We start from the raw sequence: 22,534 nt of genomic DNA, 5'->3' as shown, positions 1-22,534 counted from the left end.
GCCCCAGGTTGAAGCGGTTCAGTTTCCGGCCGCGCGAAACGTGTCGCAGGACTTGGTCTGGCCGCTCTTGTAGCCGGTCATGAACCAGCGCTGGCGCTGGGCCGACGAGCCGTGGGTGAAGGAATCCGGCACGGCGTAGCCCTGCGACTGCTTCTGAAGCCTGTCGTCGCCGATGGCGCTGGCGGCGTTCATGGCTTCCTCGATGTCACCGGGCTCGAGGGAATTGTACTTGTCGTTGGAGTTCTTCGCCCAGACGCCGGCGAGGCAGTCGGCCATCAGTTCGACGCGCACGGAGAGCTGGTTCGACTCGACCTTGCTCGATGCGGCCTGCTGGCGGCCCTGGACCTTGCCGAGGATGCCGAGCTCGTCCTGGACGTGGTGGCCGACCTCGTGGGCGATGACGTAGGCGTAGGCAAAGTCGCCCTTCACACCGAACTTCTGCTCCATCTCCTTGAAGAACGACGTGTCGAGATAGACCTTCTTGTCGAGCGGGCAGTAGAAAGGTCCCATGGCGGCCTGGGCCGAGCCGCAGCCGCTGCGGGTCCCGCCGGTGTAGAGCACCATGCCGGTCGGGCGGTACTGCTTACCGGTCTGGTTCGGCAGGATCTCTTTCCAGACATCTTCCGTGTTGCCCAGGATCGCGGCGGCGAAACGCCCGCTCTCGTCCGTCGGCTTGGTCTTGCGCTGCGCCTGGGTCTGCGGATCGACCTGCTCCTGGCGCGGCCGCCCACCGCCGGTCATCTGCTCGGCGCCACCGATGAGGATCGCCGGGTTGATGCCCGTCACCCAGCCGATGATGCACAGGATGACGATGGCGCCGATGCCGAGGCCGCCGGCACCGCCGCCCGGAAAACCGCCGCCCCCGCCGCCCTCACCGCGACGATCCTCGACATTGTCGGAACTGCGGAAATCTTCCCAGCGCATGTGCTCGCCACCACTCGTCCCGGAACGCGGACCGACGCGACCGGTCCGAAGTAATCTCCCCGCGCGTCGTACGGTTCCGCTTGGCCGTTCCCTACCGGCCTCAGACCTTCCCGTCGAGGGCGGCCCGGAGCGTGCGGAAGTCCCGCCAAGCAAGCCGCTTCTGCAGGGGTTGGCGCAGGAGATAGGCCGGATGCAGGGTCGCCAGCGCCCGGATCTCGCGGTCGCCCACCCGGTAGGGATAGAACCGGCCGCGCGCCTTGAGGATGCCGTCCCTCGTGCCGGTGATCGCCTGCGTGGACGGGCTCCCGAGGCAGACGATGAGGTCGGGGTCGGCGAGTTCGATCTGCCGCTCGATGAACGGCTTGCAGATCGCGACCTCCTGCGGTGTCGGGTTGCGGTTTCCCGGCGGGCGCCAGGGGACGATGTTGGTGACGTAGGCGGTCGTGCGGTCGAGGCCGATGGCCGCCATCATCCGGTCGAGCAGCTTGCCCGAGCGGCCCATGAACGGTTTGCCGATCCGGTCCTCATCGGCGCCCGGGGCCTCGCCGATGAACATGAGCTTGGCGGCCGGATTGCCGTCGGCGAAGACGAGGTTCTTCGCCGTGAACTTGAGGGGGCAGCCGTCGAAGCCGGCGAGCAGGGCTTCCAGCTCTTCGAGGGAGTTCACGTCCTTCGCCCGCGCCCGCGCGTCGCCGGCCGCCTCGCCCGGCCGGGCTGCGGCCGACTGGCCGTAGGTCCGCGCCGGGGCCGGGGTTTCCCCGCGCTGCGGCAACTCACGGCGGGGTGGCGGCGCGGCAATCTCCGGCTCGGGCGTCGGTGCTGCCGGATGAGCTGGCGCCTCCACCTCGGAGAAACGGTCGTGGGGATGCTCGTCGAGCATGAGGTCGACGCCCGCCGCGACGTGGAAGTCGAGGGCGGCGATGAGGTCGCGCTGGCTGTCGTCACTCGCAGTCATGATCGGAGATGTGGCGCGTTCGGCGCCTGTGGACAACGGGGGGCGGGCGGGCTGATCGACGGCGGCGTCCCCTTTCGCGCGGCGCGACTCTTCACCACGACGGCTGCCAGGGGAACGAGGCCGCTTGCCTTCCCATCTTGGAATCGGTTGAGAGTACTCTGAAACGACAACCCACGTGTCCTGCCGCGCGGCGGGCGTGACAGGAGGATGACGGAATGGCGCTGCCCGAACGCGAGGGGATGGATTTCGACGTGGTGATCGTCGGCGCCGGACCGGCCGGCCTCGCCGCCGCCATCCGCCTCAAGCAGCTGTCCTCCGATGTCAGCATCGTCGTGGTCGAGAAGGGCTCCGAGGTCGGCGCCCACATCCTGTCGGGCGCCGTCATCGACCCGGCCGGCCTCGACGACCTCCTGCCCGAATGGCGGACCGACCCCGAACGGCCCCTGAAGACGGCCGTGGAGCGCGACGAGTTCATGTTTCTGACGAAGAACAGCGGCTTGACCATGCCGAACCTGTTCTTTCCCAAGTTCATGTCGAACCACGGCAACTTCGTCGGCTCGCTCTCGAACGTGACGAAGTACCTCGGCGCCAAGGCGGAAGCGCTCGGTGTCGAGATCTACCCGGGCTTCCCGGCCTCGGAGGTGCTCTACGACGATCGCGGCGTGGTGGTCGGCATCGCCACGGGCGACCTCGGCATCGGCCGCTCGGGCGAGCCCCGCGACGACTACACCCGCGGCATGGAATTGCGCGGCAAGTACACGATCTTCGGCGAGGGCGCCCGCGGCTCGCTCACGAAGACGCTCATCGACCGGTTCAAGCTCAACGCCGACAGCGATCACCAGAAATACGGCCTCGGCGTCAAGGAGATCTGGCAGCTGAGCCCGGACAGGTTCCAGGCGGGCCTCGTGCAGCACACCATGGGTTGGCCCCTGCCGAACAAGGCCGGCGGCGGCTCGTGGCTGTACCATTTCGACGACCACCTGCTCTCGGTGGGGTTCGTCACGCACCTGAACTACGAGAACCCAACCTTGTCGCCGTTCGAGGAGTTTCAGCGCTTCAAGACCCACCCGATGATCCGCGAGACCTTCGAGGGCGCCAAGCGCATCGGCTACGGGGCGCGGGCGATCATGGAGGGCGGCTGGCAATCGGTGCCCAAGCTCGTCTTCCCCGGCGGCTGCCTCGTCGGCGATTCCGCCGGCTTCGTGAACGTGCCGCGCATCAAGGGGTCGCACAACGCGGTGCTGTCCGGCATGCAGGCGGCGCACGCCATCGCGCAGGCCCTCGAGTCCGGCCGCCAGGGCGACGAGCTGACGGCCTACGAGAACGGCTGGCGCGACAGCGCCATCGGCCAGGACCTCAAGCGCGTCCGCAACGTCAAGCCACTGTGGTCGAAGTACGGCACCCTCGTCGGCGTCGGCCTCGGTGGGGCCGACATGTGGGCCAACACCCTGCTCGGGACCTCGCTGTTCGGCACGCTCAAGCACGGCAAGCCGGACTACGCCTGCACCAAGCCGCTCGCCGAGGTGACGCCCATCGTCTACCCGAAGCCCGACGGCAAGCTGACCTTCGACCGGCTCTCGTCGGTGTACCTGTCGAACACCAACCACGAGGAGGACCAGCCGCCTCACCTCAACGTGAAGAACCTCGACCTGCATAAGGCGTCCGAGCACGACGTCTATGGCGGCCCCTCGGCGCGCTACTGCCCGGCCGGCGTCTACGAATGGGTGGCGGATGCGGCCCAGAGCGACGGCGTGCGATATCAGATCAACGCGCAGAACTGCGTCCACTGCAAGACGTGCGATATCAAGGACCCGAACCAGAACATCAACTGGGTCACGCCGGAGGGGCCGGGCGGTCCGAATTACCCGAACATGTGATGCGACCCCCGCATGGGACGGACGACACTCCGGGTCGCTCGCCCTGCGTCTTCGGCCGTCATCCTTATGCCTTGCAGGGATGCGGGGAAGAGTTCAGTGTCCCGCCCGATCGAGCGCCGGCCCCCGATCGGGCCGGTGCGCAGAAGCCCTGAACGGTGCCCATGAACGGATACGCCAAGACCTTTCGGATTGGCCGCCGAGCCCTGCCGGCCCTCGCATTCTGCCTGGCCGCGACCCTGCCGGCGCAGGCGGCGCAGCCGCGCGAATCGACCCCGCTGCCGGAGTTCGAGCCTGCCGAGTCCCTGGAGGGTAACTTCCTCGCGGCCTACATCGCCGGTGCTTCGAAGGACACGGCGGCGGCGGCGAGCTTCTACCGCGAGGCCGTGAAGGCCGACCCGCGCAACGCCGAACTGCTGGAGCGCGCCTTCGTGTCGCTGCTGGCCGACGGCGCCCTGCCGGATGCGTTCCGCGCCGCCGAGCGCCTCACCACCCGAGACGGCGCCAACGGGCTCGCCCAGCTCGCCCTCGGCGTCCGCCAGATCAAGGCCGGCCAGTTCGCCCAGGCGCGCCAGAACTTCGCCCGCAGCGGTCGGGGGGCCGCCGCCGATCTCACCGCCACGCTTCTGACCGCCTGGACCTTCGCCGGGGCGGGAGACGGCAAGCGCGCCCAGGAGACCATCAACAAGCTCAAGGGCGAGCGCACCTACAACACGTTTCGCGATTTCCATGCCGGTCTGATCGCCGCCCTCGTCGGCGACCAGGCCGAGGCCGAGCGCCGCCTCAAGGCGGCCTATGACGGCGACCGCAACACCCTGCGGGTCGTCGACGCCTATGCCCGCTTCGAGGCGCAGGCCGGCCGCACGGATCTGGCGATCCAGGCCTACACCGATTTCGACAAGCTGCTGCCGCGCCACCCCATCGTGCGCGATGCCCTGAACCGTCTGAAGGAGGGCAAGCCCCTCGCCCGCCTCATCAACACCGCGCAGGAAGGCGCCGGCGAGGTGCTCTACGGCCTCGGCTCGGCCGGTTCGACGCAGGGAGACGAATTGCCGGCGGTGGTCTACCTGCGCCTCGCCCTCTACCTCGCGCCCGAGCATGCCCTCGCCCGCCTGACGCTCGCCGATATCCTCGACCGGATGAAGCAACCCGAGCGCGCCAACGAGGCCTACGCCCAGATCCCGGCGAGCTCCCCGTTGCGCCTCAACGCGGACGTGCAGGTCGGGCTCAACCTCGAGCAGATGGGCAAGGGCGACGAGGCGATCCAGCACCTCGACGCGGCCATGAAGGCCCACCCCAACGACATCGACGTGATCACGGCGCTCGGCAACGTCCAGCGCTCGCGCAAGAAATACGAGGAAGCGGCCGAGACCTACAGCCGCGCCATCGCCCTCATCGGCGACCAGCCGGCGGCGAATTACTGGACGACGTTCTACTTCCGCGGCACGGCCTACGAGCGCGCCAAGCAATGGGCCAAGGCCGAAGCCGACCTGAAGAAGGCCCTCGAGCTCGTGCCGCCCTCGCAGCCCGGCGCCCGCGCCCAAGTGCTCAACTACCTCGCCTATTCGTGGGTCGATCAGAACATCAACATCGACGAAGCCTTCACCATGCTCAAGCAGGCTGTGGATGCGAGCCCGCGCGACGGCATGATCATCGACAGCCTCGGCTGGGCCTACTTTCGCCTCGGACGCTGGGACGAGGCCATGCGCGAGCTGGAGAAGGCCATCGAGCTCAAACCCGGTGATCCGACCATCAACGATCACCTCGGCGACGCCTACTGGCGCGCCGGACGCCGCCTCGAGGGCAAGTTCCAGTGGCAGCACGCCAAGGATCTGAACCCCGAGCCGGAGGAGCTCGAGAAGATCAACGCCAAGCTCAAGGACGGCCTGCCCGAACTCGACAAGCCGGCGGCCACGGCCGAGAATCCCCCCGAGGGCAAGGCCAACCCCGAACTGCCGAAGGGCGCTCCGGCCCCGAGCGAGCCGCCGGGCGCGGCCGACAAGAAGAGCGGCGGCTGATCCGCCGATCGCGGACTTGACGCGGACGGGGGCGCGAGGCCAGACCGGCGCCCCGATCCCCTCGAGAACCGCCGAGAGCCCGTGCCAATCCTCGTCACCCGCGCTCCGGCGAAGATCAACCTGACCCTCCACGTCCTCGGCCGCCGCGCCGGGGACGGCTACCACGAGCTCGAAAGTCTCGTCGCATTCACGGGCGCGGGAGATACCCTCTCGCTCACGCCCGGTGCGGACCTCGGTCTGACGGTTGTCGGACCGACGGCGGGGCCGGCCGGCCCCCTCGGCGACAATCTCGTCATCCGTGCGGCGCACCACCTCGCCGCACGCCGGCCGCGCCTGCGGCTCGGGGCGTTCCATCTCGTCAAGCGCCTGCCCGTTGCGGCGGGCATCGGTGGCGGTTCGTCGGACGCGGCCGCCGCCCTGCGGCTGCTCGGCCGCAGCAACGGCCTCGATCCGGCCGATCCCGACCTCCTCGAGGCCGCGCGTGCCACGGGGGCCGATGTATCCGTCTGCCTCGATCCCCGGGCCCGGATGATGCGGGGGGCCGGCGAGACCCTGGGCCCTGCCCTCGGAATGGCTCCCCTCCCCGCCGTACTGATCAATCCCGGTGTGCCCGTCGAGACCGCGCCGGTGTTCCGGGCGCTGGGCCTCGGGATCGGTGAGCGCCACCGGCCGGAACCGCATCCGGCGGTTGCCGAAGGGGCCGATGCCGAGGCGGTGCTGGCGTCGATCCGCCCGGCCCGCAACGATCTCGAAGCTCCGGCCCTCGGCCTCGCGCCGGTGATCGGCGAGACGCTTCGGGCCTTGTCCGCCGAGGCCGGTTGCCGACTGGCCCGGATGTCCGGTTCGGGGGCGACGGTGTTCGGCCTGTTCGCCGATCGCGCGGCGGCGGTGCGGGCGGCGCGGCGCATCCGGGCGCATCACCCCGCATGGTGGGTGAAACCATCCCTGCTGCGGTGACCCCGCAGGTTTTTGCTGTCTCGCGAAAAGTTGACAATCGCTCCTGGGACAGACTTCCTTTACCGTCAGGAAAGAGTCTCGTCGGCACTGTCGCTTCTTAGGGAGCATCAGATGGAAGAGACGAAGCAAGCCTCGTGGGGCGAAGGTGAGTTGCGTGAGGCCCTGTGCCTCATGATGATCGGCGTCTGCATCTGGATTGCCGGCACTCAACTCGGCCTGTTCGACTATCTCCTGAACTTCACGACCTTCCACCATCTTCACGATCTGCTCATGCTCGCCATCTGCATGAGCTTCGGCCTCGTGGTCGCTTCGATCCGCAAGTCGTTCAAGCTGCGACAGGCTATGATGGCCCGCGATTTCGCCCGCGATCGTGCGGAATCCGCCGCCCGCCACGACGCCCTCACGGGTCTGGCCAACCGCCGCCTCTTCAAGGAGACCCTCGACGATCGTCTGTCGGGGCCCGGGCCGGCGGCGATCGCCGTCCTCGTGATCGACCTCGACCGCTTCAAGCCGGTGAACGACGTCCATGGCCATGCGGCCGGCGATGCGGTTCTCTGTACCGTGGCCGACCGGATGCGTGCCCTGGTTCCCGAGGGCGGCATGATCGCGCGCCTGGGCGGCGATGAATTCGCGGTCATGATCGAGTACGGCCTCGACAGCGAGGCCGTGCCCCGCTTCGCCCAGCAGATCATCGCCGCGCTGTCGAAACCCGTGGCGTGGGAGCAGAGCCGAGTCGAGGTCGGTGCCACCATCGGCATCGCCCTGGCCTCGGAAAGCAATCCCGACGCCGTTTCGCTCCTGCATGCCGCCGATGTCGCCATGTACCAGGGCAAGCGCGACGGCCGCGGCACCTTCCGCTTCTTCCACCTGGAGATGGGGCACGCCCTCAAGGTCCGTGCCCGCCTGGAGACCGATCTGCGCCTCGGCATCGAGCGTGGCGAGATCGAGCCGTTCTATCAGCCGGTGGTGCAACTCCCCGGCCGTGAACTCATCGGATTCGAGGTCCTGGCCCGCTGGCGCCACCCCGAACACGGTCTCCTGAATCCGGTCGAGTTCATCTCGCTCGCCGAAGAGACCGGCATGATCGCCGACCTCAGCTGGGTGTTGATGCGCAAGGCCTGCAACGATGCCAAATCGTGGCCCGGCCACCTGCAGCTCGCCGTCAACATCTCGCCGTTGCAGCTCCAGGACAAGCACCTTCCCGAGCGTATCCTCGCCATCCTGACGGAGACCGGATTCGCACCCGGCCGCCTCGAGATCGAGATCACCGAGACCGCCCTGGTGAACGACCTGGAATCCGCGCGCGTCGCCTTGAAGTCCCTGCAGAATTTCGGCGTCCGCATCGCGCTCGACGATTTCGGCACGGGCTATTCGAGCCTCTACCACCTGCGCGAACTGCAATTCGACAAGCTGAAGATCGACCGCAGCTACGTCGCCTCGATCCCGCTCGGCGAGGACCGGGCCAAGCTCGTGGATGCGATCATCGCACTGGGATCGAGCCTCGGACTCTCGACGACGGCCGAGGGCATCGAGACAGCATCGAGCGTCGACTGGCTCGCCGACCAGGGCTGCACCTACGGACAGGGCTACCTGTTCGGCAAGCCGATGAACAAGGAGACCACCGACGGGCTCCTGACCCAATGGTCCGACAGGGCCGGCAACATCGTCATCGCCGATCTCGAAGCGTCATCGGCGGAGTTCCCTCTCGTCCCGCCGAACGCCTCTGCCGCCTAATCCGAGGCGGCGGGGTGCCCCGCCCCTCTCAGTGCGCGCGGGCGATGCAGAAATCGACCACCTGAAGCAGCGCCTGTTTCATCGGACCATTGGGAAACAGTCCCAGGGCGTCGCGGGCCATGGCACCGTAATGGCGTGCCCGCTCGATGGTGTCCTCGAGGGCCCGGTGGCGGCGCAGGATGGCGAGCGCCGTGGCGAGGTCGTCCTCCGACACGTCGCCATCCTCCAGGGCCCGCTTCCAGAACACCCGTTCCGCGTCGGTCCCGCGTCGGAATGCGAGGACGATGGGAAGCGTGATCTTGCCCTCGCGAAAATCGTCGCCGACATTCTTGCCGAGGCTCGCGCTGGTCCCGCCGTAATCGAGAACGTCGTCGACGAGCTGAAAGGCGATGCCGAGGTTCATGCCGTAGGCGCGGCACGCGGCCTGCTCGGCCCGGGGGCGCTCGGCGATCACCGGCCCGACCTCGCAGGCGGCGGCGAACAGTTCGGCGGTCTTGGAACGGATGACGGCGAGGTACTCGTCCTCCGTCGTCTCGGTGTTCTTGGCGGCGGCGAGCTGCATCACCTCGCCCTCGGCGATGACCGTCGCGGCGGCCGACAGGATGTCGAGGGCTTTGAGCGAGCCGACCTCGACCATCATCCGGAATGCCTGGCCAAGGAGGAAGTCGCCGACCAGCACGCTGGCCTCGTTGCCCCACTTGATCCGCGCCGCCACCGTGCCGCGCCGCATGTCGCTCTCGTCCACGACATCGTCGTGCAGGAGGGTGGCCGTGTGCATGAACTCGACGCTGGCGGCGAGCTTCACCGCCCCGTCGCCCGCGTAGGCGCACAGGTCGGCCGTGGCGAGGGTCAGGATCGGGCGCAGGCGCTTGCCGCCGGACGCGATGAGGTGGTTGGCCACTTCCGGGATCATCTGCACGGACGAGCCGGTGCGCGACAGGATGGTCGCGTTGACGCGCTCCATGCCGGCGGCCACCAGGGCCACGAGGTCCGTCAGGCTCGCCTCCGGATCGGGGCGGCTCTCTTCCAAGGGTACTACGACGCCCAAAACCCCGCTGCCTCCCAACCCGACGGGTCTGGTGCGGGTCCGCCGGAACCGGCCGACCCGAATGCCACAACCTCGTCTTGCGCGATCGACTTCCGTGCGGCACCCCATCGCATGGGCTCGGAGGCGCTGCAACACGCACCATGCCGCAAGAGCCGTGACCGGGGGCGAAACCTCCGCCGCGTCGGAGGTACGATGAACGAACTCATCCGCAGCAACGACATCGTCCTGATCGGCTTCGCCGAGTCCCTCCTGGCGGGTGCCGAGATCCCGGTTCTCATCGCCGACAATCACATGAGCGGACTCGAGGGTTCCATTGGCGCCTTCACGCGCCGGCTTCTGGTTCCGGCGGACCACGCCGCGCAGGCCCGCCGCCTGCTGACGGAGGCAGGCCTCGCCCATGAACTGCGCGACGCCTGAGCCGCCCGGAGAATCCGGCGTCGAGGCCGCGTTCGAGAGGGCTTGGTTCGGGGGACGCCTGCATCTGCGCCAGCCGGAACGCGGCGCGCATCGGGCCGGCACGGATGCGGTGCTGCTCGCGAGTCTCGTCCGGCCGTATCCGGGCACGACGATCTGCGATGTCGGTGCCGCGACAGGGGCCGTCGGCCTCGCCATGGCGCTGCGCGCGCCGACATGCGGTCTCGTCCTCGTGGAGCGCGATCCGGCGCTGGCCGCCCTGGCCCGGGACAACGCGGCCCTCAACGGGATGAGCGCGCGCGTCGCCGTGCTGGAAGGCGACATCCTCGCCGGGGGCGCCGAGCGGCGGATGGCCGGCCTCGTCCCGGGCCTCGCCGATCTCGTCCTGACCAATCCGCCGTTCTTCGAGGCCGGCCGCCACCGTGCCTCGCCCGTTGCCGGCAAGGCGTCCGCCCACACCTTGCCGGCCGGCGGCCTGGATCGCTGGCTGCGTACCTGTGTCGAGCTCCTGCGCCCGCGCGGACGCCTCGGGCTGATCCACCGGGCCGATGCCCTGCCCGCCTGCCTCGACGCCCTGCACGGACGCTTCGGCGCCATCGCGGTCCGGCCGGTCCAGGCACGGGCCGACATGGCGGCGATCCGGGTGCTCGTCACCGCCGTGAAGGGAAGCCGCGCGCCGTTCGCTCTGCTGGCACCCGTGGTGCTCCATGAAGCGGATGGCGCGTTCACGCCGTTCGCCGCGACCCTGAACGCCGGAGCGGCCTGGATCGGGCCCGACGACGCACCATGAGCGCGCTGGCGAAGCGGAACCCGCATCCCATCTGAGTCGATGGATCGCGCCGAAGCTTCGGCGCGCGGACCTTATCCTCCCCCGAGCGAGACACGATGGCGTTCACGATCCCGACTTCCCTGCGCGCGCTCCTCCCCGCACGTTGGCGCAGGCGCAAGCCGCGTGTCGCGGTCGTGCGCCTCAGCGGCGCCATCGGGGCGGCCTCGCCATTTCGGCCGGGCCTGTCCATCGCCGGGCTCGCCGGTCCCCTGGAGCAGGCTTTCGCCACCCCGCACATCGCGGCCGTGGCGCTCATCATCAACTCGCCGGGTGGCTCGCCGGCCCAGTCTCACCTCATCCACCAGCGCATCCGGGCGCTCGCGGCGGAGAAATCCCTGCCGGTCTACGCCTTCGTCGAGGATGTGGCGGCGTCGGGCGGCTACATGATCGCCTGCGCGGCCGACGATATCATCGCCGATCCGACGTCGCTCATCGGCTCCATCGGCGTGGTCTCGGCGGGGTTCGGGTTCGACCGGCTCATCGAGCGCCTCGGCGTCGAGCGCCGCGTCCACACCCAGGGCGAAGCGAAAGCGATGCTGGACCCGTTCCGGCCGGAGAATCCCGACGACATCGTCCGCCTCAAGCAGATTCAGGCCGACGTGCAGGACCTGTTCACCACCCTGGTGCGGGGGCGCCGGCCGACCCTCGATCCGAAAGGCGAAAACCTGTTCACCGGTGCCGTCTGGACCGGGCGTCAGGCCCTGCGCCTTGGCCTAATCGATGGCTTGGGCGATGCGCGCTCGACCCTGCGGGCGCGCTTTGGCGAAGAAGTCCAGCTCGTCATGGTCGCGGAGAAGCGGGGTTCCCTCGTCGCGCGCCTGCTGCGGCGGGCGAATCCCGGAAGCACCGCCGGGCTTACTGGTGCCGGCCTTGCCGGCGAGGCCCTGGCGGTCATCGAGGAGCGCGCCGCCTGGGCGCGCTTCGGTCTTTAGATCAGCGGGCGCAGGAATCAGCGGGCACAGGACTCGCCGCCGTAGCCGGCGTAGACCACCCGGACCTTGCGGGTGCAGGTCTCGGCCGCGGCCGGGGCTGGCACGGTGACGACATCGATGGGGGTCACCACCGCCGGCATGGTGATGACGTTGGTGGGCTCCTGCGTCGCGAAGGCGTTCGAGGCGCCCATCACCAGGGGCGTGGCGGCGAGGGAAGCGGCAGCGAGGGCGGCGAAGACTGCGAAAGACGAGCGCATGGCGCGTTGATCCAAATGATTGCCCGTCGCTCTGCGACGGCGAAGACTGCCTGATTGTCGGATAAACTTGGCAGGGAGCGTGACAGTTCCGGCCCCCCGGCGGAATTGGGGCGAAATTGCGTGCGCCCGCGCACCGGGTTCGCTTGACACCCCCGACCCGGCTCTTAAACGCTGGCCGCCCCTCCACGGACCGGATTGCCCATGTCGAGCGCCCTCCACACGTCGAGCGCCGTCGATCTCGCGCCCCATACCTCGTTCCAGGGCCTGATCCTGACGCTGCAGCGGTTCTGGGCCGCGCAGGGCTGCGTGATCCTGCAGCCCTACGACATGGAGGTCGGCGCAGGCACCTTCCACCCGGCCACGACCCTGCGGGCGCTGGGGCCGAAGCCCTGGAAGGCGGCCTACGTCCAGCCCTCGCGGCGCCCCAAGGACGGCCGCTACGGCGAGAACCCCAACCGGCTGCAGCACTATTACCAGTTCCAGGTGATCCTGAAGCCGAACCCGCCGAACCTGCAGGAGCTCTACCTCGCGTCGCTCGACGCCATCGGCGTCGATCTCAAGCTCCACGACATCCGCTTCGTCGAGGACGATTGGGAGAGCCCGACGCTCGGCGCCTGGGGCCTCGGCTGGGAATGCTGGTGCGACGGGATGGAGGTGAGCCAGTTCACCTATTTCCAGCAGGTCGCCGGCGTCGAGTGTTCGCCGGTGGCGGGCGAGCTCACCTACGGGTTGGAGCGCCTCGCCATGTACGTTCAGGGCGTCGAGAACGTCTACGACCTGAACTTCAACGGCGGCACCGGCGACGACAAGGTCACCTACGGCGACGTCTTCCTGCAATCGGAGCAGGAATACTCGCGTCACAACTTCGAGGCCGCCGACACCGCGATGCTGTTCCGGCAGTTCACCGACGCGGAGAAGGCCTGCCGGACCTACCTCGACGCCGGTGCGCCGGAGGGCGAGTCCGGACGGCACCGGATGGCGCAGCCGGCCTACGACCAGTGCATCAAGGCGAGCCACGTCTTCAACCTCCTCGACGCGCGCGGCGTGATCTCGGTGACCGAACGCCAGAGCTACATCCTGCGGGTGCGCGAACTCGCCAAGGCCTGCGGAGCCGCGTATCTGAAGACGGCCGGCGGTGGCGCGGCCTGATCCGAGGGCCACACTGCGACTTGGCCTCTCGACGTCGATGGCGACCCCCGCCGCGCCAGCGACACCTTGGACAAATCATCTCGGACGCCGCCTGATCCCATGCCCGACCTCCTCCTCGAACTGCGTTCCGAAGAGATCCCCGCCCGCATGCAGCGGCGCGCGGCCGACGACCTGAGGAAGCTCGTCACCGACGCCCTCGTCGATCGCGGTTTCCTCTACGACGGGGCCAAGGCGTTCGCGACGCCGCGCCGCCTCGCCCTCCACATCGCCGGCCTGCCGGCCCGCGGCAAGGACGTGCGCGAGGAGCGAAAGGGCCCCCGCGTCGGCGCGCCCGAGGGTGCCGTGCAGGGCTTCCTGAAGGGCGCGGGCCTCGCGAGCCTCGACCAGGCGACCATCGTCTCCGATCCGAAGAAGGGCGAGTTCTACGTCGCGATCATCGAGCGGCCCGGTCGCGATACCCTCGATGTCCTGGCCGAAATCCTGCCCCAGATCATCCGCAGCTTCCCGTGGCCGAAATCCATGCGCTGGGGCGCGGCCTCGGCGCAAGCCGGCGCCCTGCGGTGGGTGCGGCCCCTGCAATCCATCGTCGCCACCTTCGGCCCCGAGACCGAGACGCCCGACGTCGTGCCGTTCAGCGTCGACGGGATCGCGGCCGGCACCACCACCTACGGCCACCGCTTCCTCGCCCCCGAGGCCATCGAGGTCCGCCGCTTCGACGACTACGTCGCCGCCCTGGAGCGCGCCAAGGTCGTCCTCGACGCCGACCGCCGCAAGGACATCATCCTGCACGATGCCCGCGATCTGGCCTTCGCGCGCGGCCTGGAACTCGTCGAGGACGAGGGCCTGCTCGAGGAGGTCGCCGGCCTCGTCGAATGGCCCGTGGTGCTCCTCGGCACCTTCGACCCCGCCTTCCTCGACATCCCGGCCGAGGCCATCCGCGCCACCATCAAGGCCAACCAGAAGTGCTTCGTCCTGCGCGAGCCCGGCGCCGAGCGCCTAGCCCCGGCCTTCATCCTGACCTCGAACCTCGTCGCCAGCGACGGCGGCCTCGCCATCACGGCCGGCAACGAGCGCGTGGTGCGGGCTCGCCTCTCGGACGCGAAGTTCTTTTGGGAGACCGACAAGGCGATTCGGTTGGAAGACCGGCTGCCGAAGCTCGATTCGATCGTGTTCCACGAGAAGCTCGGGACGCAGGGCGAGCGGGTGCAGCGGATCGCCGCCCTGGCGCGGGAACTGGCACCCCTGGTCGGCGCCGATCCCGACCTCGCCGAGCGCGCCGCCCGCCTCGCCAAGGCCGATCTCGTCACCGAGATGGTCGGCGAGTTTCCTGAGCTTCAGGGCCTCATGGGCAGGAAATACGCTGTCCTGCAAGGCGAACACGCCAGCGTCGCTGCAGCCGTCGAAGACCATTACAAGCCGGTTGGTCCCTCCGACCGCGTGCCGACCGATCCTGTCGCCGTTGCTGTCGCGTTGGTGGACAAGCTCGACACACTGGCGGGGTTTTGGGCCATCGACGAGAAGCCGACGGGCAGCAAGGATCCCTACGCTTTGCGACGGGCCGCCCTGGGTGTGATTAGACTGATTTTGGAAAGCAAAGTGCGCCTTCCTTTGCACAGCCAGATCGGTCACGCATTCCAAGAACTCCTAATTCAGAATGCGAAGATGGGAATGCCCTCTTCATACAAAGAATATCCAGTTGAATTTGTAAATCTGACTGCAGCTCAAGAGAAATTTTCGCCTTTCGATCGTTCTCTGCTTCCACCAATTCAAGCGGGCGCAACAGAGTATCGGGTCGTAAAATCAGCCGAGTCATATTTTTTCAATGCCGATCTGGTTTCTTTCTTCGCCGACCGCCTAAAAGTCTACCTCCGCGACCAGGGCGCCCGCCACGACCTCATCGACGCCGTCTTCGCCCTGCCGGGCCAGGACGACCTCCTGATGGTGGTCCGCCGCGTTGAGGCCCTGGGCAAGTTCCTCGAGACCGACGACGGAAAGAACCTCCTCGCCGGCTACAAGCGCGCGGCCAACATCCTTCGGATCGAGGAGAAGAAGGACGGGCGGTCCTACGAGGCCGTGCCCGATGCGGCGCTGGCCGCGCGGGGCGAGCCGGAGGAGCGCGCCCTGTCCGACGCCCTCATAGCGGCGCGCTCAGCTGCCTCGGCGGCGGTGGAACGGGAAGACTTCGCCGGTGCCATGCAGGCCCTGTCGATCCTGCGCGCACCCGTCGACGCGTTCTTCGAGAAGGTCACGGTGAACGCAGAGGACCCGGCGCTCCGAGAAAACCGCCTCGCCCTCCTCAACGCCCTGCGGGCGGCGACGCGGGAAGTCGCGGATTTTTCGAAGATCGAGGGCTGACGGGCGCTGATACTTCGGGAGATTTGCGCAAGACTGTCGAGGAAATCCGGAACCGTCTCGCTTGGTCGCCCGTTGGGGGCCGACGTTTCAACACGGAGGTCTCCCCATGCGCAATCCGCTCTTCGCCGCCGCCACCCTGGCGCTCCTCGTCGGCGCCCCGGCGCTGGCCCAGGCCGAGACCACGATCATCCGCCGCGATGCGCCGGACGTGGTGGTCGAGCGGCCCGCGAGCGAGCGCAAGACCGTCGAGACCCGCGAGAGCGCGGACGGTTGCGCCACCAAGACCGTGACGAAGGAAAACGACGTCGGCGACCGCAAGACGGTCACGAAGGAAGTCTGCGATTGATTCACCCACCCCGGCGCGATGCCGGGGCACGGCAAGCCCACAACACCCGTCCTGGCCTCCGCCGGGGCGGGTTTTTGTTTGGCCCTACGACAGCGCCTTCACGTAGCGCCACGCCTCCATGCCATCCTCGTAATAGTCCGCGATCACGGCAAAGCGGGCGTAGCCCCGGCGCTCGTAGAGGCGGATGCCGGCGCCGTTGTCGGCGCGGACTTCCAGGCGCAGGTGCGTGCAGCCATGGGCGGCGGCGTCGGACTCGGCCGCGTCGAGGATGAGGCCGCCGAGACCGATCCCGGCGCGAGCGGGCGAGACGGCGATGGAGGAAAGGCGTGCGTTGCGGCTGCCCTTGCGCCGCTCGAGCGTCGCGGCGCCCACGAGCATTTCGCGGGCATCGTCGTCGGCGAGCGCCACCAGCAGCGTCATGCTCGCCGAACGGATGGCGTGGCGAATCGCCCGCCGCTCCGCCCGGTCGATGGAGAACGCGGCATGTTCCAGGGCGACGAGGGCGTCGAGATCCTCGATTCGCGCCGGTCGTATGGTGATGACGGGCGTTGCAGCACGCTGTTGCAAGGCTGCGCTCACGCGGCGGTCCAGGGATAGACCCAGGTTTCCGAGAGCGTCCGCCCACCGGCCCGGAGGAAAGCGCGCAGGTCCGTCGTCTGTCCCGGGGCGTTCACCGCGACGTCGATGGCCGCGCGCAGGCCGCCCGTCTGAGGGTTGGTGACGAGGGACGTCGCGGTGACCCGGGCGTCCGAGGCGTTGGCGACGATTTCGACCTTGGTCGGATCGGCGCGATAATAGGCGAGGTCCCCACCCGCGAAATCCACGAGGAAGCGCCGGCTGAGGGCGCCCTTCGCCTCGTCGGCCTTGGCGGTGCCGCTCGCGAGTGCCGCGGCCCCGAAGGTATTCACCACGCGGGCGCCGGGATGGAGCGGGTCGCCGCCGACGCTGCGCACCCGGTAGGACAGGCTCACGGCCTCGCCGGCCGCGTAGGGCTGGCGCGGGCGCCAGCAGGCGACGATGTTGTCGTTGGTCTCCGTATCGGTGGGCAGTTCCATCAGCATCACCGCCCCCTCTCCCCAGGGGCCGTCGGGCTCGACGAAGTAGCCGGGCCGGCGCTGATAGGAGGCTTCGAGATCTTGATAGGTCTCGAAGTTGCGATCGCGCTGGAGCAGGCCGAACCCTTTCGGGTCCGTGTCGGCGAAGTGGGAGAAGCGCCGGTCCTTCGGATTGTCGAGGGGACGCCACAGCCATTCGCCGCTGCCGGCCGCGATCTGGAGCCCATCCGAATCGTGGAGTTCGGGACGGTAATCGTCGGAATGGCGCCGGTCGTTCTCGCCGATGAAGAACATCGAGGTTAGCGGCGCGAGGCCGAGGGTCGCGAGCTCCGTGCGCGGATGGAGGGTGGCCCGCACCGCAACCGTGGTCTCGTCGCCGGGGTACACCGTGAAGCGGAAGGCACCGGCGAGGCCGGGGCTGTCGAGGAGCGCGTCGACGACCAGCGCATCGGCGTTCGCCTCTGGCATGGTCACCCAGAATTCGCGGAACACCGGAAATTCCTCCGGCCCGTCCTGCCCCTCGGCGTTCACCGCTAGCCCGCGCGCCGATAGGCCGTAGAGTTCGTCGCGACCGAGGAAACGGTAGTAGCTCGCCCCGAGGAAGACGATGAGTTCGTCGAGGAGTTTGGGGCTGTTGAGGAAGGAATGGATGCGGATACCGGCGAACCCGAGATCCACCGGCAGAGGCTTGTCGACCTTGGTCCGCCCCATGTCGAACAGGCTCGCCTGATAGGCGATCGGCGTTGCGACCCCGCCGCGCACGAGGTTCACCGTCACCGGGCGGTCGTAGAGGAAGCCGAGGTGGAACAGCTGCAGCCGGAACGGGCTGCCCTCGGCGCCGAGGAACGCCTTGTCCGGTTTGAACCGGATGTCGCGCCACGCATCGTAATCGAGCTTGGCGATGGGGGCCGGCAGGCTCGGCGCCTTCGCCACGTACGCCACCTTCGACAAGGTCTCGGCACGCCGCTCGACATCGGCGAAGCCGAAGGGTTTTGGACGACCCTCCTGCCCCGCGGCGGAGCCGGCGAGCAGGCCGGTGACGGCCAAGCCCGTGACGACGGCGCGGCGGTTCGGTTCTGTCATGATCCTGCGCCCTGCTTCAGTGTCTCTCGCAAAACTCCCGCTGCAGCGCCGTGCTCACAGCGCGAACCGACGGTGACCGGGAGTTTTGTGAGCACTCTTGGACCGTCGATCGGCGAATCGCCCGCTTGATGGCGCGTCCGTCCGGGCTTGGGAAGGGGCGGCGCGGGCCGGCGCGGTGTTTGTGCAACAATCTCCCCGGTGCGGCATCGCGGAGCGGGGAAAATCCGCGTTTTTCCTTGTGACGGGAAGGCCCTGGGCGTATAGCGCCCTTGCCCAATTTCGCACGTGCCTGTGGCCGCGTGTCGGTTGGTGGGCATCCGGCCAACTGCCGGACAGCCGCCAGGGGTCTTAAAGGATCGATGGTCGATAGGGTGGATTCCCTCCGGCCGGCATCCAGGTGGCGACACCGGACCCCGACAACAACCGGCAGCCGGAGGCGAAACCGGCGAACCCCGCTCTCCACGGGGGACGCAGCTTAAAGCAACGACGAACGGGCTTTTTTGGTCTCGTCGGCCCTCCAAAGGCCGGCACCGAAGAGGCTTGTTTCTCTTTGCCCGGCGTGCGGTGGGGATCTCCCTTCCAATCCAAGGCAGCTTCCGGGTGCTCCGTGCCCGTGTTCGACGTCGTGTCTCCAAAGCACGCCGCGCGACGCGTCGCATCGCCCCCAGACGCCGGACGACTCGTGTCGTCCTGACATTCGACAGCGCGCCCCGAGACGGGCGCTCGCGAACCTGTGGGTTGGAAACAGCATGACCGATCGCATCCGCGACTTCCTGCGCGCGCGCCGTGACATGGGCCAGGACGAAGGCCCCGTGATGGTCCTCGACCTCGATGTGGTGCGCGACAACTACACCGCCTTCGCCCGCGCCCTGCCCGACACCCGGGTGTTCTACGCCGTGAAGGCCAATCCTGCCCCCGAGGTCCTGCGTCTGCTCGCCGAGATGGGCTCGTGCTTCGACACGGCCTCCGTGGTCGAGGTCGAGATGGCGCTCGCCGCCGGCGCCACAGCTGACCGCATCTCCTTCGGCAACACCATCAAGAAGGAGCGCTGCATCGGCCGCGCCCTCAAGCTCGGCGTGCGCCTGTTCGCCGTCGATTGCGAAGCCGAGGTCGAGAAGATTTCGCGCGCCGCCGAGGCGGCCGGCATCGCGGCGGCCGACGTGCAGGTGTTCTGCCGCATCCTCTGCGACGGCGCCGGCGCCGAGTGGCCTCTGTCCCGCAAGTTCGGCTGCGTGCCCGAGATGGCCGTCGACGTGCTGGAACATGCCTGCCGCCAGGGCCTGCACGCCTACGGTGTGTCGTTCCACGTCGGCTCGCAGCAGGGCAACACCGAAGCCTGGGACGGGGCGCTGGCCTCCGCCGCGACGATCTTCCGCGAATGCGCCGACCGGGGCATCGCCCTGTCGATGGTCAATCTCGGCGGCGGCTTCCCGACCCGGTACCTCAAGGCGGTGCCGGGCGTGGAATCCTACGGCGACGCGATCTTCCGAGCGCTCACCAAGCATTTCGGCAACCACCTGCCGGAGACCATCATCGAGCCGGGCCGTGGCATGGTCGGCAATGCCGGGATGATCGAGGCGGAGGTCGTACTCGTCTCGAAGAAGTCTGAGGCTGAGGATGAGATCCGCTGGGTCTACCTCGACATCGGCAAGTTCGGGGGCCTCGCCGAAACCATGGACGAGTCGATCCGCTACGCCATCCGCACGGATCACGACGGGGATCGTACGAGCCCGTGCGTGCTGGCCGGCCCGACCTGCGATTCGGCCGACGTGCTCTACGAGAAGGTGCCGTATCCGCTGCCCGTGTCGCTCTCCATCGGCGACAAGGTCCTGATCGAGGGCGCGGGTGCCTACACCACCACCTACGCGGCGGTGGCATTCAACGGCTTCCCGCCCCTTCAGCAATTCGTCATCTAGTTCGGCCTACGAGCCAGTCCCGCGAGACCGGTCACCGGTCTTGCGGGCAAACCCATCCCGGACCGAGGGCTTGCGCCCGACGCGAGGATCGTTCGTCCCCCGCCCAAGTTTCGGGAAAGGGTGTGGCCTTGGTTCAGATTCGCCATGAACGTCCGGGCGACAGCGCCGCCCGCGAGCACCTGCTCGACCTGTGCTTCGGCGACGCCCGACGCCTGAAGACCTCCGAGCGCCTGCGCGAGGGACGGCTTCCGGCCGAGGGGCTCGCCTTCACGGCGGAGCATAGGGGGTGCGTTGCCGGTACGATCCGTCTCTGGCACGTCGAGGCGGGCCTGCGCCGGCCGGCCCTCCTGCTCGGGCCCCTCGCCGTCGATCCGGAGATCCAGGGCCTCGGCCTCGGTGCCGGCCTCATGCGCCACGCACTGGCACGGGCGGGTGCGCTCGCCCACGGCGCAGTACTGCTGGTCGGGGACGCGCCGTACTATGCGCGCTTCGGTTTCACCCCGTCGCTGACCGCCGGTCTGGCCATGCCGGGGCCGTTCGAACGCGAGCGTTTTCTAGGTCTCAATCTGCGGCCCGGTGCCCTGGATGGCGCGCGCGGAATCGTGCGGGCGACGGGGGCATGGGGTGAGGCCGACGCTCCGATCCCGGTCTTCGGCGACGCCGGGGCGGCGTCGCGACGACGGGTAGCCTGACGGGCGGTCGGTCCGGCTCAGCGATTCGGATTGGTCTGCCCGGCGAGATCGCAGCGGCGACGGAAGGCGGCGTCCGTCTGACGGGTGAGCGCCCGCAGCATTGTGGCGGCCAGGGTGATGATGCCGGGATCGCGGTCGATGGGCTCTTCGGCCTGAGCGGGCAGGTTCGCGGTGAGGAAGGCGAGCATGGCTTGAATCCTTGGCGTCGATGGGGTGGCGTGTCCTCCGGCTTTGTTGCAGTGCAATATCGACCTCGCCCTCGGGGCTCGCAATCCCGCCGGATGGGATGCAAACCTGCGGTGGGAGCATGGACGGGTTCATCGTTCGTTAGTAACCGGCGGCCCGCGGTTGACCCGCCGGACGCCAGCCGCCACTGAGCCCGTCGCGTGCGCGTCATCTCAGCCGGCTAGGTGCGTCGGCCACGCGTGCACGCGACGCGACGCTCGACCAGTTGAAGGATAGCCTGCCCCATGACCGAAGCCGCCACCGCCTGGCCCGTCCACGGCCGCATCACCGGCCCCATCGTGATGATCGGCTTCGGCTCCATCGGACGCGGCACCCTGCCGCTGATCGAGCGCCACTTCGCGTACGACAAGAGCCGCTTCACCGTCGTCGAGCCCTCCGACGCGCACAAGGCGCTGGCCGACCAGCACGGCCTGCGCTTCGAGCAGGCGGCGCTGACCCGGGAGAACTATCGCGAGATCCTGACCCCCCTCCTCACGGAAGGCGGCGGCCAGGGCTTCTGCGTGAACGTCTCCGTCGACACTTCGTCGCGCGCCATCATGGAACTGTGCCGCGAGCTCGGTGCCTTCTACATCGACACCGTCGCCGAGCCGTGGCCGGGCTTCTACTTCGACAAGTCGAAGAGCCAGGGGGATCGCACCAACTACGCCCTGCGCCAGGACATCCTCGATGCCCGCACCGCGAGCCCCGGCGGTACCACCGCCGTGTCGTGCTGCGGCGCCAACCCCGGCATGGTGTCGTGGTTCGTCAAGCAGGCGCTCCTCAACGTCGCGTCCGACATCGGGCTGACCGCGGCCGAGCCGACGGACCGCACCGGTTGGGCGAAGCTGATGCGGGAAGTCGGCGTCAAGGGAATCCACATCGCCGAGCGCGACACCCAGCGCGCCAAGAACCCGAAGCCCCGGGGTGTCTTCGTCAACACCTGGTCGGTGGAGGGCTTTGTCTCCGAGGGCAACCAGCCGGCCGAGCTCGGCTGGGGCACCCACGAGACCTGGCGCCCCGACAATGCTCGCGACCAGGAGAAGGGGTCGCGCTGCGCCATCTATCTCCTCCAGCCCGGCGCCGACACCCGCGTGCGCTCGTGGACGCCGACCGCCCAGGCGCAGTTCGGCTTCCTCGTGACCCACAACGAGGCGGTATCGATCTCGGATTACTACACCGTGCTGGAGGGCGAGCGCGCCGCCTACCGGCCGACCTGCCACTACGCCTATCACCCGGCCGACGACGCCGTGCTGTCGCTCCACGAGATGTTCGGCAAGGCCGCCGCCGTGCAGGAGACGCACCACATCCTCGACGAGACCGAGATCGTCGACGGCATCGACGAGCTCGGCGTGCTCCTCTACGGCCACGAGAAGAACGCCTACTGGTTCGGGTCGCAGCTCTCCATCGAGGAGACCCGCCGCATCGCCCCCTACCAGAACGCCACCGGTCTTCAGGTGACCTCGGCCGTCCTCGCCGGCATGGTCTGGGCCCTCGAGAACCCGAAGGCCGGCATCGTCGAGGCCGACGAGATGGATTTCCGTTGCTGCCTCGAGGTGCAGATGCCGTATCTCGGCCCGGTGGTGGGCGTCTACACCGACTGGACGCCGCTCACCGGCCGCCCGGGCCTGTTCCCGGAGAACATCGACGAGACCGATCCCTGGCAGTTCCGCAACGTGCTGGTCCAGGGCTGATCGAAGATTGAGCGACGCCGCCCGCGATTGCGGGCGGCGTTCGCGGTGCTACCATGGGTGCTCGTTCGAGGGGATGAGTG

19 protein-coding genes and 2 pseudogenes are annotated in these 22,534 nt (G+C 68.5%); 14 read left to right on the top strand and 7 right to left on the bottom strand.

The window, feature by feature from the left end:
• Positions 1-18 precede the first annotated feature (18 nt).
• Positions 19-924 (bottom strand): neutral zinc metallopeptidase, encoded by a 906-nt coding sequence (locus MKK49_RS20590; RefSeq protein ID WP_244031705.1) that lies wholly within the window; start codon positions 922-924, stop codon positions 19-21.
• A 100-nt stretch (positions 925-1,024) separates the two neighbouring features.
• Positions 1,025-1,879: a uracil-DNA glycosylase family protein gene (locus tag MKK49_RS20585; RefSeq protein ID WP_244031703.1), complete on the bottom strand. Its 855-nt coding sequence runs from the start codon at positions 1,877-1,879 to the stop codon at positions 1,025-1,027.
• A 215-nt stretch (positions 1,880-2,094) separates the two neighbouring features.
• Here MKK49_RS20585 and MKK49_RS20580 point away from each other — a divergent pair, with 215 nt between their 5' ends.
• The 4 genes from MKK49_RS20580 to MKK49_RS20565 all read left to right on the top strand — a co-directional run bounded on the left by MKK49_RS20580 (position 2,095) and on the right by MKK49_RS20565 (position 8,462).
• A complete protein-coding gene (locus MKK49_RS20580; protein ID WP_244031701.1) occupies positions 2,095-3,756 on the top strand; it encodes an electron transfer flavoprotein-ubiquinone oxidoreductase in 1,662 nt (553 codons plus the stop codon).
• A gap of 161 nt (positions 3,757-3,917) precedes the next feature.
• Positions 3,918-5,771 carry a tetratricopeptide repeat protein gene (locus MKK49_RS20575; RefSeq protein ID WP_244031700.1) on the top strand — a complete coding sequence of 618 codons (1,854 nt, stop codon included), beginning with the start codon at positions 3,918-3,920 and terminating at the stop codon, positions 5,769-5,771.
• An 81-nt stretch (positions 5,772-5,852) separates the two neighbouring features.
• Positions 5,853-6,728, top strand: a complete 876-nt coding sequence (locus MKK49_RS20570) for a 4-(cytidine 5'-diphospho)-2-C-methyl-D-erythritol kinase (protein ID WP_244031699.1) — start codon at positions 5,853-5,855, stop codon at positions 6,726-6,728.
• Between the two features lie 111 nt (positions 6,729-6,839).
• Complete coding sequence (locus MKK49_RS20565) at positions 6,840-8,462, top strand: putative bifunctional diguanylate cyclase/phosphodiesterase (RefSeq protein WP_244031698.1); 1,623 nt, start codon at positions 6,840-6,842, stop codon at positions 8,460-8,462.
• 28 nt (positions 8,463-8,490) lie between these two features.
• On the opposite strand, the gene MKK49_RS20560 is transcribed toward MKK49_RS20565, so the two are convergent.
• Positions 8,491-9,510, bottom strand: a complete 1,020-nt coding sequence (locus tag MKK49_RS20560) for a polyprenyl synthetase family protein (protein ID WP_244031697.1) — start codon at positions 9,508-9,510, stop codon at positions 8,491-8,493.
• A 192-nt stretch (positions 9,511-9,702) separates the two neighbouring features.
• Here MKK49_RS20560 and MKK49_RS20555 point away from each other — a divergent pair, with 192 nt between their 5' ends.
• The 3 genes from MKK49_RS20555 to MKK49_RS20545 all read left to right on the top strand — a co-directional run bounded on the left by MKK49_RS20555 (position 9,703) and on the right by MKK49_RS20545 (position 11,685).
• Positions 9,703-9,927, top strand: coding sequence for a DUF2007 domain-containing protein (locus MKK49_RS20555; RefSeq protein ID WP_244031696.1), 225 nt, complete (start codon positions 9,703-9,705; stop codon positions 9,925-9,927).
• A complete protein-coding gene (locus MKK49_RS20550) occupies positions 9,908-10,714 on the top strand; it encodes a tRNA1(Val) (adenine(37)-N6)-methyltransferase (RefSeq protein WP_244031694.1) in 807 nt (268 codons plus the stop codon). The genes MKK49_RS20555 and MKK49_RS20550 overlap by 20 nt, the downstream gene beginning before the upstream one ends.
• A 95-nt stretch (positions 10,715-10,809) precedes the next feature.
• Positions 10,810-11,685, top strand: coding sequence for a S49 family peptidase (locus MKK49_RS20545; RefSeq protein ID WP_244031692.1), 876 nt, complete (start codon positions 10,810-10,812; stop codon positions 11,683-11,685).
• Positions 11,686-11,702: 17 nt separating this feature from the next.
• Here MKK49_RS20545 and MKK49_RS20540 read toward each other — a convergent pair whose 3' ends face one another.
• Positions 11,703-11,942: a hypothetical protein gene (locus MKK49_RS20540; protein ID WP_244031691.1), complete on the bottom strand. Its 240-nt coding sequence runs from the start codon at positions 11,940-11,942 to the stop codon at positions 11,703-11,705.
• 201 nt (positions 11,943-12,143) lie between these two features.
• Between MKK49_RS20540 and MKK49_RS20535 the strand changes: the two genes are divergently transcribed.
• The 4 genes and pseudogenes from MKK49_RS20535 (at position 12,144) to MKK49_RS20525 (ending at position 15,792) form a co-directional block, all read left to right on the top strand.
• Positions 12,144-13,091 (top strand): glycine--tRNA ligase subunit alpha, encoded by a 948-nt coding sequence (locus MKK49_RS20535; RefSeq protein WP_244031689.1) that lies wholly within the window; start codon positions 12,144-12,146, stop codon positions 13,089-13,091.
• A gap of 99 nt (positions 13,092-13,190) precedes the next feature.
• Positions 13,191-14,942, top strand: a pseudogene (gene glyS / locus MKK49_RS20530) (glycine--tRNA ligase subunit beta); the annotation flags it as partial.
• Positions 14,919-15,446 (top strand): annotated as a pseudogene (locus MKK49_RS24855) (DALR anticodon-binding domain-containing protein); the annotation flags it as partial. The pseudogenes glyS and MKK49_RS24855, both read left to right, overlap by 24 nt.
• 106 nt (positions 15,447-15,552) lie before the next feature.
• Entirely contained in the window at positions 15,553-15,792 is a 240-nt protein-coding gene (locus MKK49_RS20525; RefSeq protein ID WP_244031685.1) for a hypothetical protein, read from the top strand.
• Between the two features lie 84 nt (positions 15,793-15,876).
• Here the strand turns inward: MKK49_RS20525 and MKK49_RS20520 are convergent, their stop codons facing one another.
• The gene (locus tag MKK49_RS20520; RefSeq protein ID WP_244031684.1) at positions 15,877-16,371 is read right to left on the bottom strand and encodes a GNAT family N-acetyltransferase; all 495 of its coding nucleotides are present in this window, start codon (positions 16,369-16,371) and stop codon (positions 15,877-15,879) included.
• Positions 16,368-17,930 (bottom strand): glucan biosynthesis protein G, encoded by a 1,563-nt coding sequence (locus MKK49_RS20515; RefSeq protein ID WP_244031683.1) that lies wholly within the window; start codon positions 17,928-17,930, stop codon positions 16,368-16,370. The genes MKK49_RS20520 and MKK49_RS20515 overlap by 4 nt, the downstream gene beginning before the upstream one ends.
• 749 nt (positions 17,931-18,679) lie before the next feature.
• Between MKK49_RS20515 and MKK49_RS20510 the strand changes: the two genes are divergently transcribed.
• Both MKK49_RS20510 and MKK49_RS20505 read left to right on the top strand, forming a co-directional pair.
• Positions 18,680-19,846 carry a type III PLP-dependent enzyme gene (locus tag MKK49_RS20510; RefSeq protein WP_244031682.1) on the top strand — a complete coding sequence of 389 codons (1,167 nt, stop codon included), beginning with the start codon at positions 18,680-18,682 and terminating at the stop codon, positions 19,844-19,846.
• Positions 19,847-19,974: 128 nt separating this feature from the next.
• Positions 19,975-20,538, top strand: coding sequence for a GNAT family N-acetyltransferase (locus tag MKK49_RS20505; RefSeq protein ID WP_244031681.1), 564 nt, complete (start codon positions 19,975-19,977; stop codon positions 20,536-20,538).
• A 17-nt stretch (positions 20,539-20,555) separates the two neighbouring features.
• Here MKK49_RS20505 and MKK49_RS20500 read toward each other — a convergent pair whose 3' ends face one another.
• On the bottom strand, positions 20,556-20,726 hold the full coding sequence (locus MKK49_RS20500) for a hypothetical protein (protein ID WP_244031680.1): 171 nt from the start codon (positions 20,724-20,726) through the stop codon (positions 20,556-20,558).
• Between the two features lie 282 nt (positions 20,727-21,008).
• On the opposite strand from MKK49_RS20500, the gene MKK49_RS20495 reads away from it, so the two are divergent.
• Positions 21,009-22,454 (top strand): homospermidine synthase, encoded by a 1,446-nt coding sequence (locus tag MKK49_RS20495; protein WP_244031678.1) that lies wholly within the window; start codon positions 21,009-21,011, stop codon positions 22,452-22,454.
• Positions 22,455-22,534: the final 80 nt, after the last annotated feature.

The sequence above is a fragment of the Methylobacterium sp. J-090 genome, from assembly GCF_022829345.1.
Classification (GTDB): Bacteria; Pseudomonadota; Alphaproteobacteria; order Rhizobiales; family Beijerinckiaceae; genus Methylobacterium.
The sequence above is the reverse complement of the archived record's forward strand: the minus strand, read 5'-3'. Positions and strand labels throughout refer to the sequence as shown.

Excerpts from the sequence above, each read along its gene's own strand:
- MKK49_RS20590 (WP_244031705.1), bottom strand. The coding sequence starts at position 924 with ATGCGCTGGGAAGATTTCCGCAGTTCCGACAATGTCGAGGATCGTCGC.
- MKK49_RS20585 (WP_244031703.1), bottom strand. The coding sequence starts at position 1,879 with ATGACTGCGAGTGACGACAGCCAGCGCGACCTCATCGCCGCCCTCGAC.
- MKK49_RS20500 (WP_244031680.1), bottom strand. The coding sequence starts at position 20,726 with ATGCTCGCCTTCCTCACCGCGAACCTGCCCGCTCAGGCCGAAGAGCCC.
- MKK49_RS20495 (WP_244031678.1), top strand. The coding sequence starts at position 21,009 with ATGACCGAAGCCGCCACCGCCTGGCCCGTCCACGGCCGCATCACCGGC.
- MKK49_RS20550 (WP_244031694.1), top strand. The coding sequence starts at position 9,908 with ATGAACTGCGCGACGCCTGAGCCGCCCGGAGAATCCGGCGTCGAGGCC.
- MKK49_RS20565 (WP_244031698.1), top strand. The coding sequence starts at position 6,840 with ATGGAAGAGACGAAGCAAGCCTCGTGGGGCGAAGGTGAGTTGCGTGAG.
- MKK49_RS20535 (WP_244031689.1), top strand. The coding sequence starts at position 12,144 with ATGTCGAGCGCCCTCCACACGTCGAGCGCCGTCGATCTCGCGCCCCAT.
- MKK49_RS20555 (WP_244031696.1), top strand. The coding sequence starts at position 9,703 with ATGAACGAACTCATCCGCAGCAACGACATCGTCCTGATCGGCTTCGCC.
- MKK49_RS20580 (WP_244031701.1), top strand. The coding sequence starts at position 2,095 with ATGGCGCTGCCCGAACGCGAGGGGATGGATTTCGACGTGGTGATCGTC.
- MKK49_RS20575 (WP_244031700.1), top strand. The coding sequence starts at position 3,918 with ATGAACGGATACGCCAAGACCTTTCGGATTGGCCGCCGAGCCCTGCCG.
- MKK49_RS20525 (WP_244031685.1), top strand. The coding sequence starts at position 15,553 with ATGCGCAATCCGCTCTTCGCCGCCGCCACCCTGGCGCTCCTCGTCGGC.
- MKK49_RS20515 (WP_244031683.1), bottom strand. The coding sequence starts at position 17,930 with ATGACAGAACCGAACCGCCGCGCCGTCGTCACGGGCTTGGCCGTCACC.
- MKK49_RS20510 (WP_244031682.1), top strand. The coding sequence starts at position 18,680 with ATGACCGATCGCATCCGCGACTTCCTGCGCGCGCGCCGTGACATGGGC.
- MKK49_RS20545 (WP_244031692.1), top strand. The coding sequence starts at position 10,810 with ATGGCGTTCACGATCCCGACTTCCCTGCGCGCGCTCCTCCCCGCACGT.
- MKK49_RS20540 (WP_244031691.1), bottom strand. The coding sequence starts at position 11,942 with ATGCGCTCGTCTTTCGCAGTCTTCGCCGCCCTCGCTGCCGCTTCCCTC.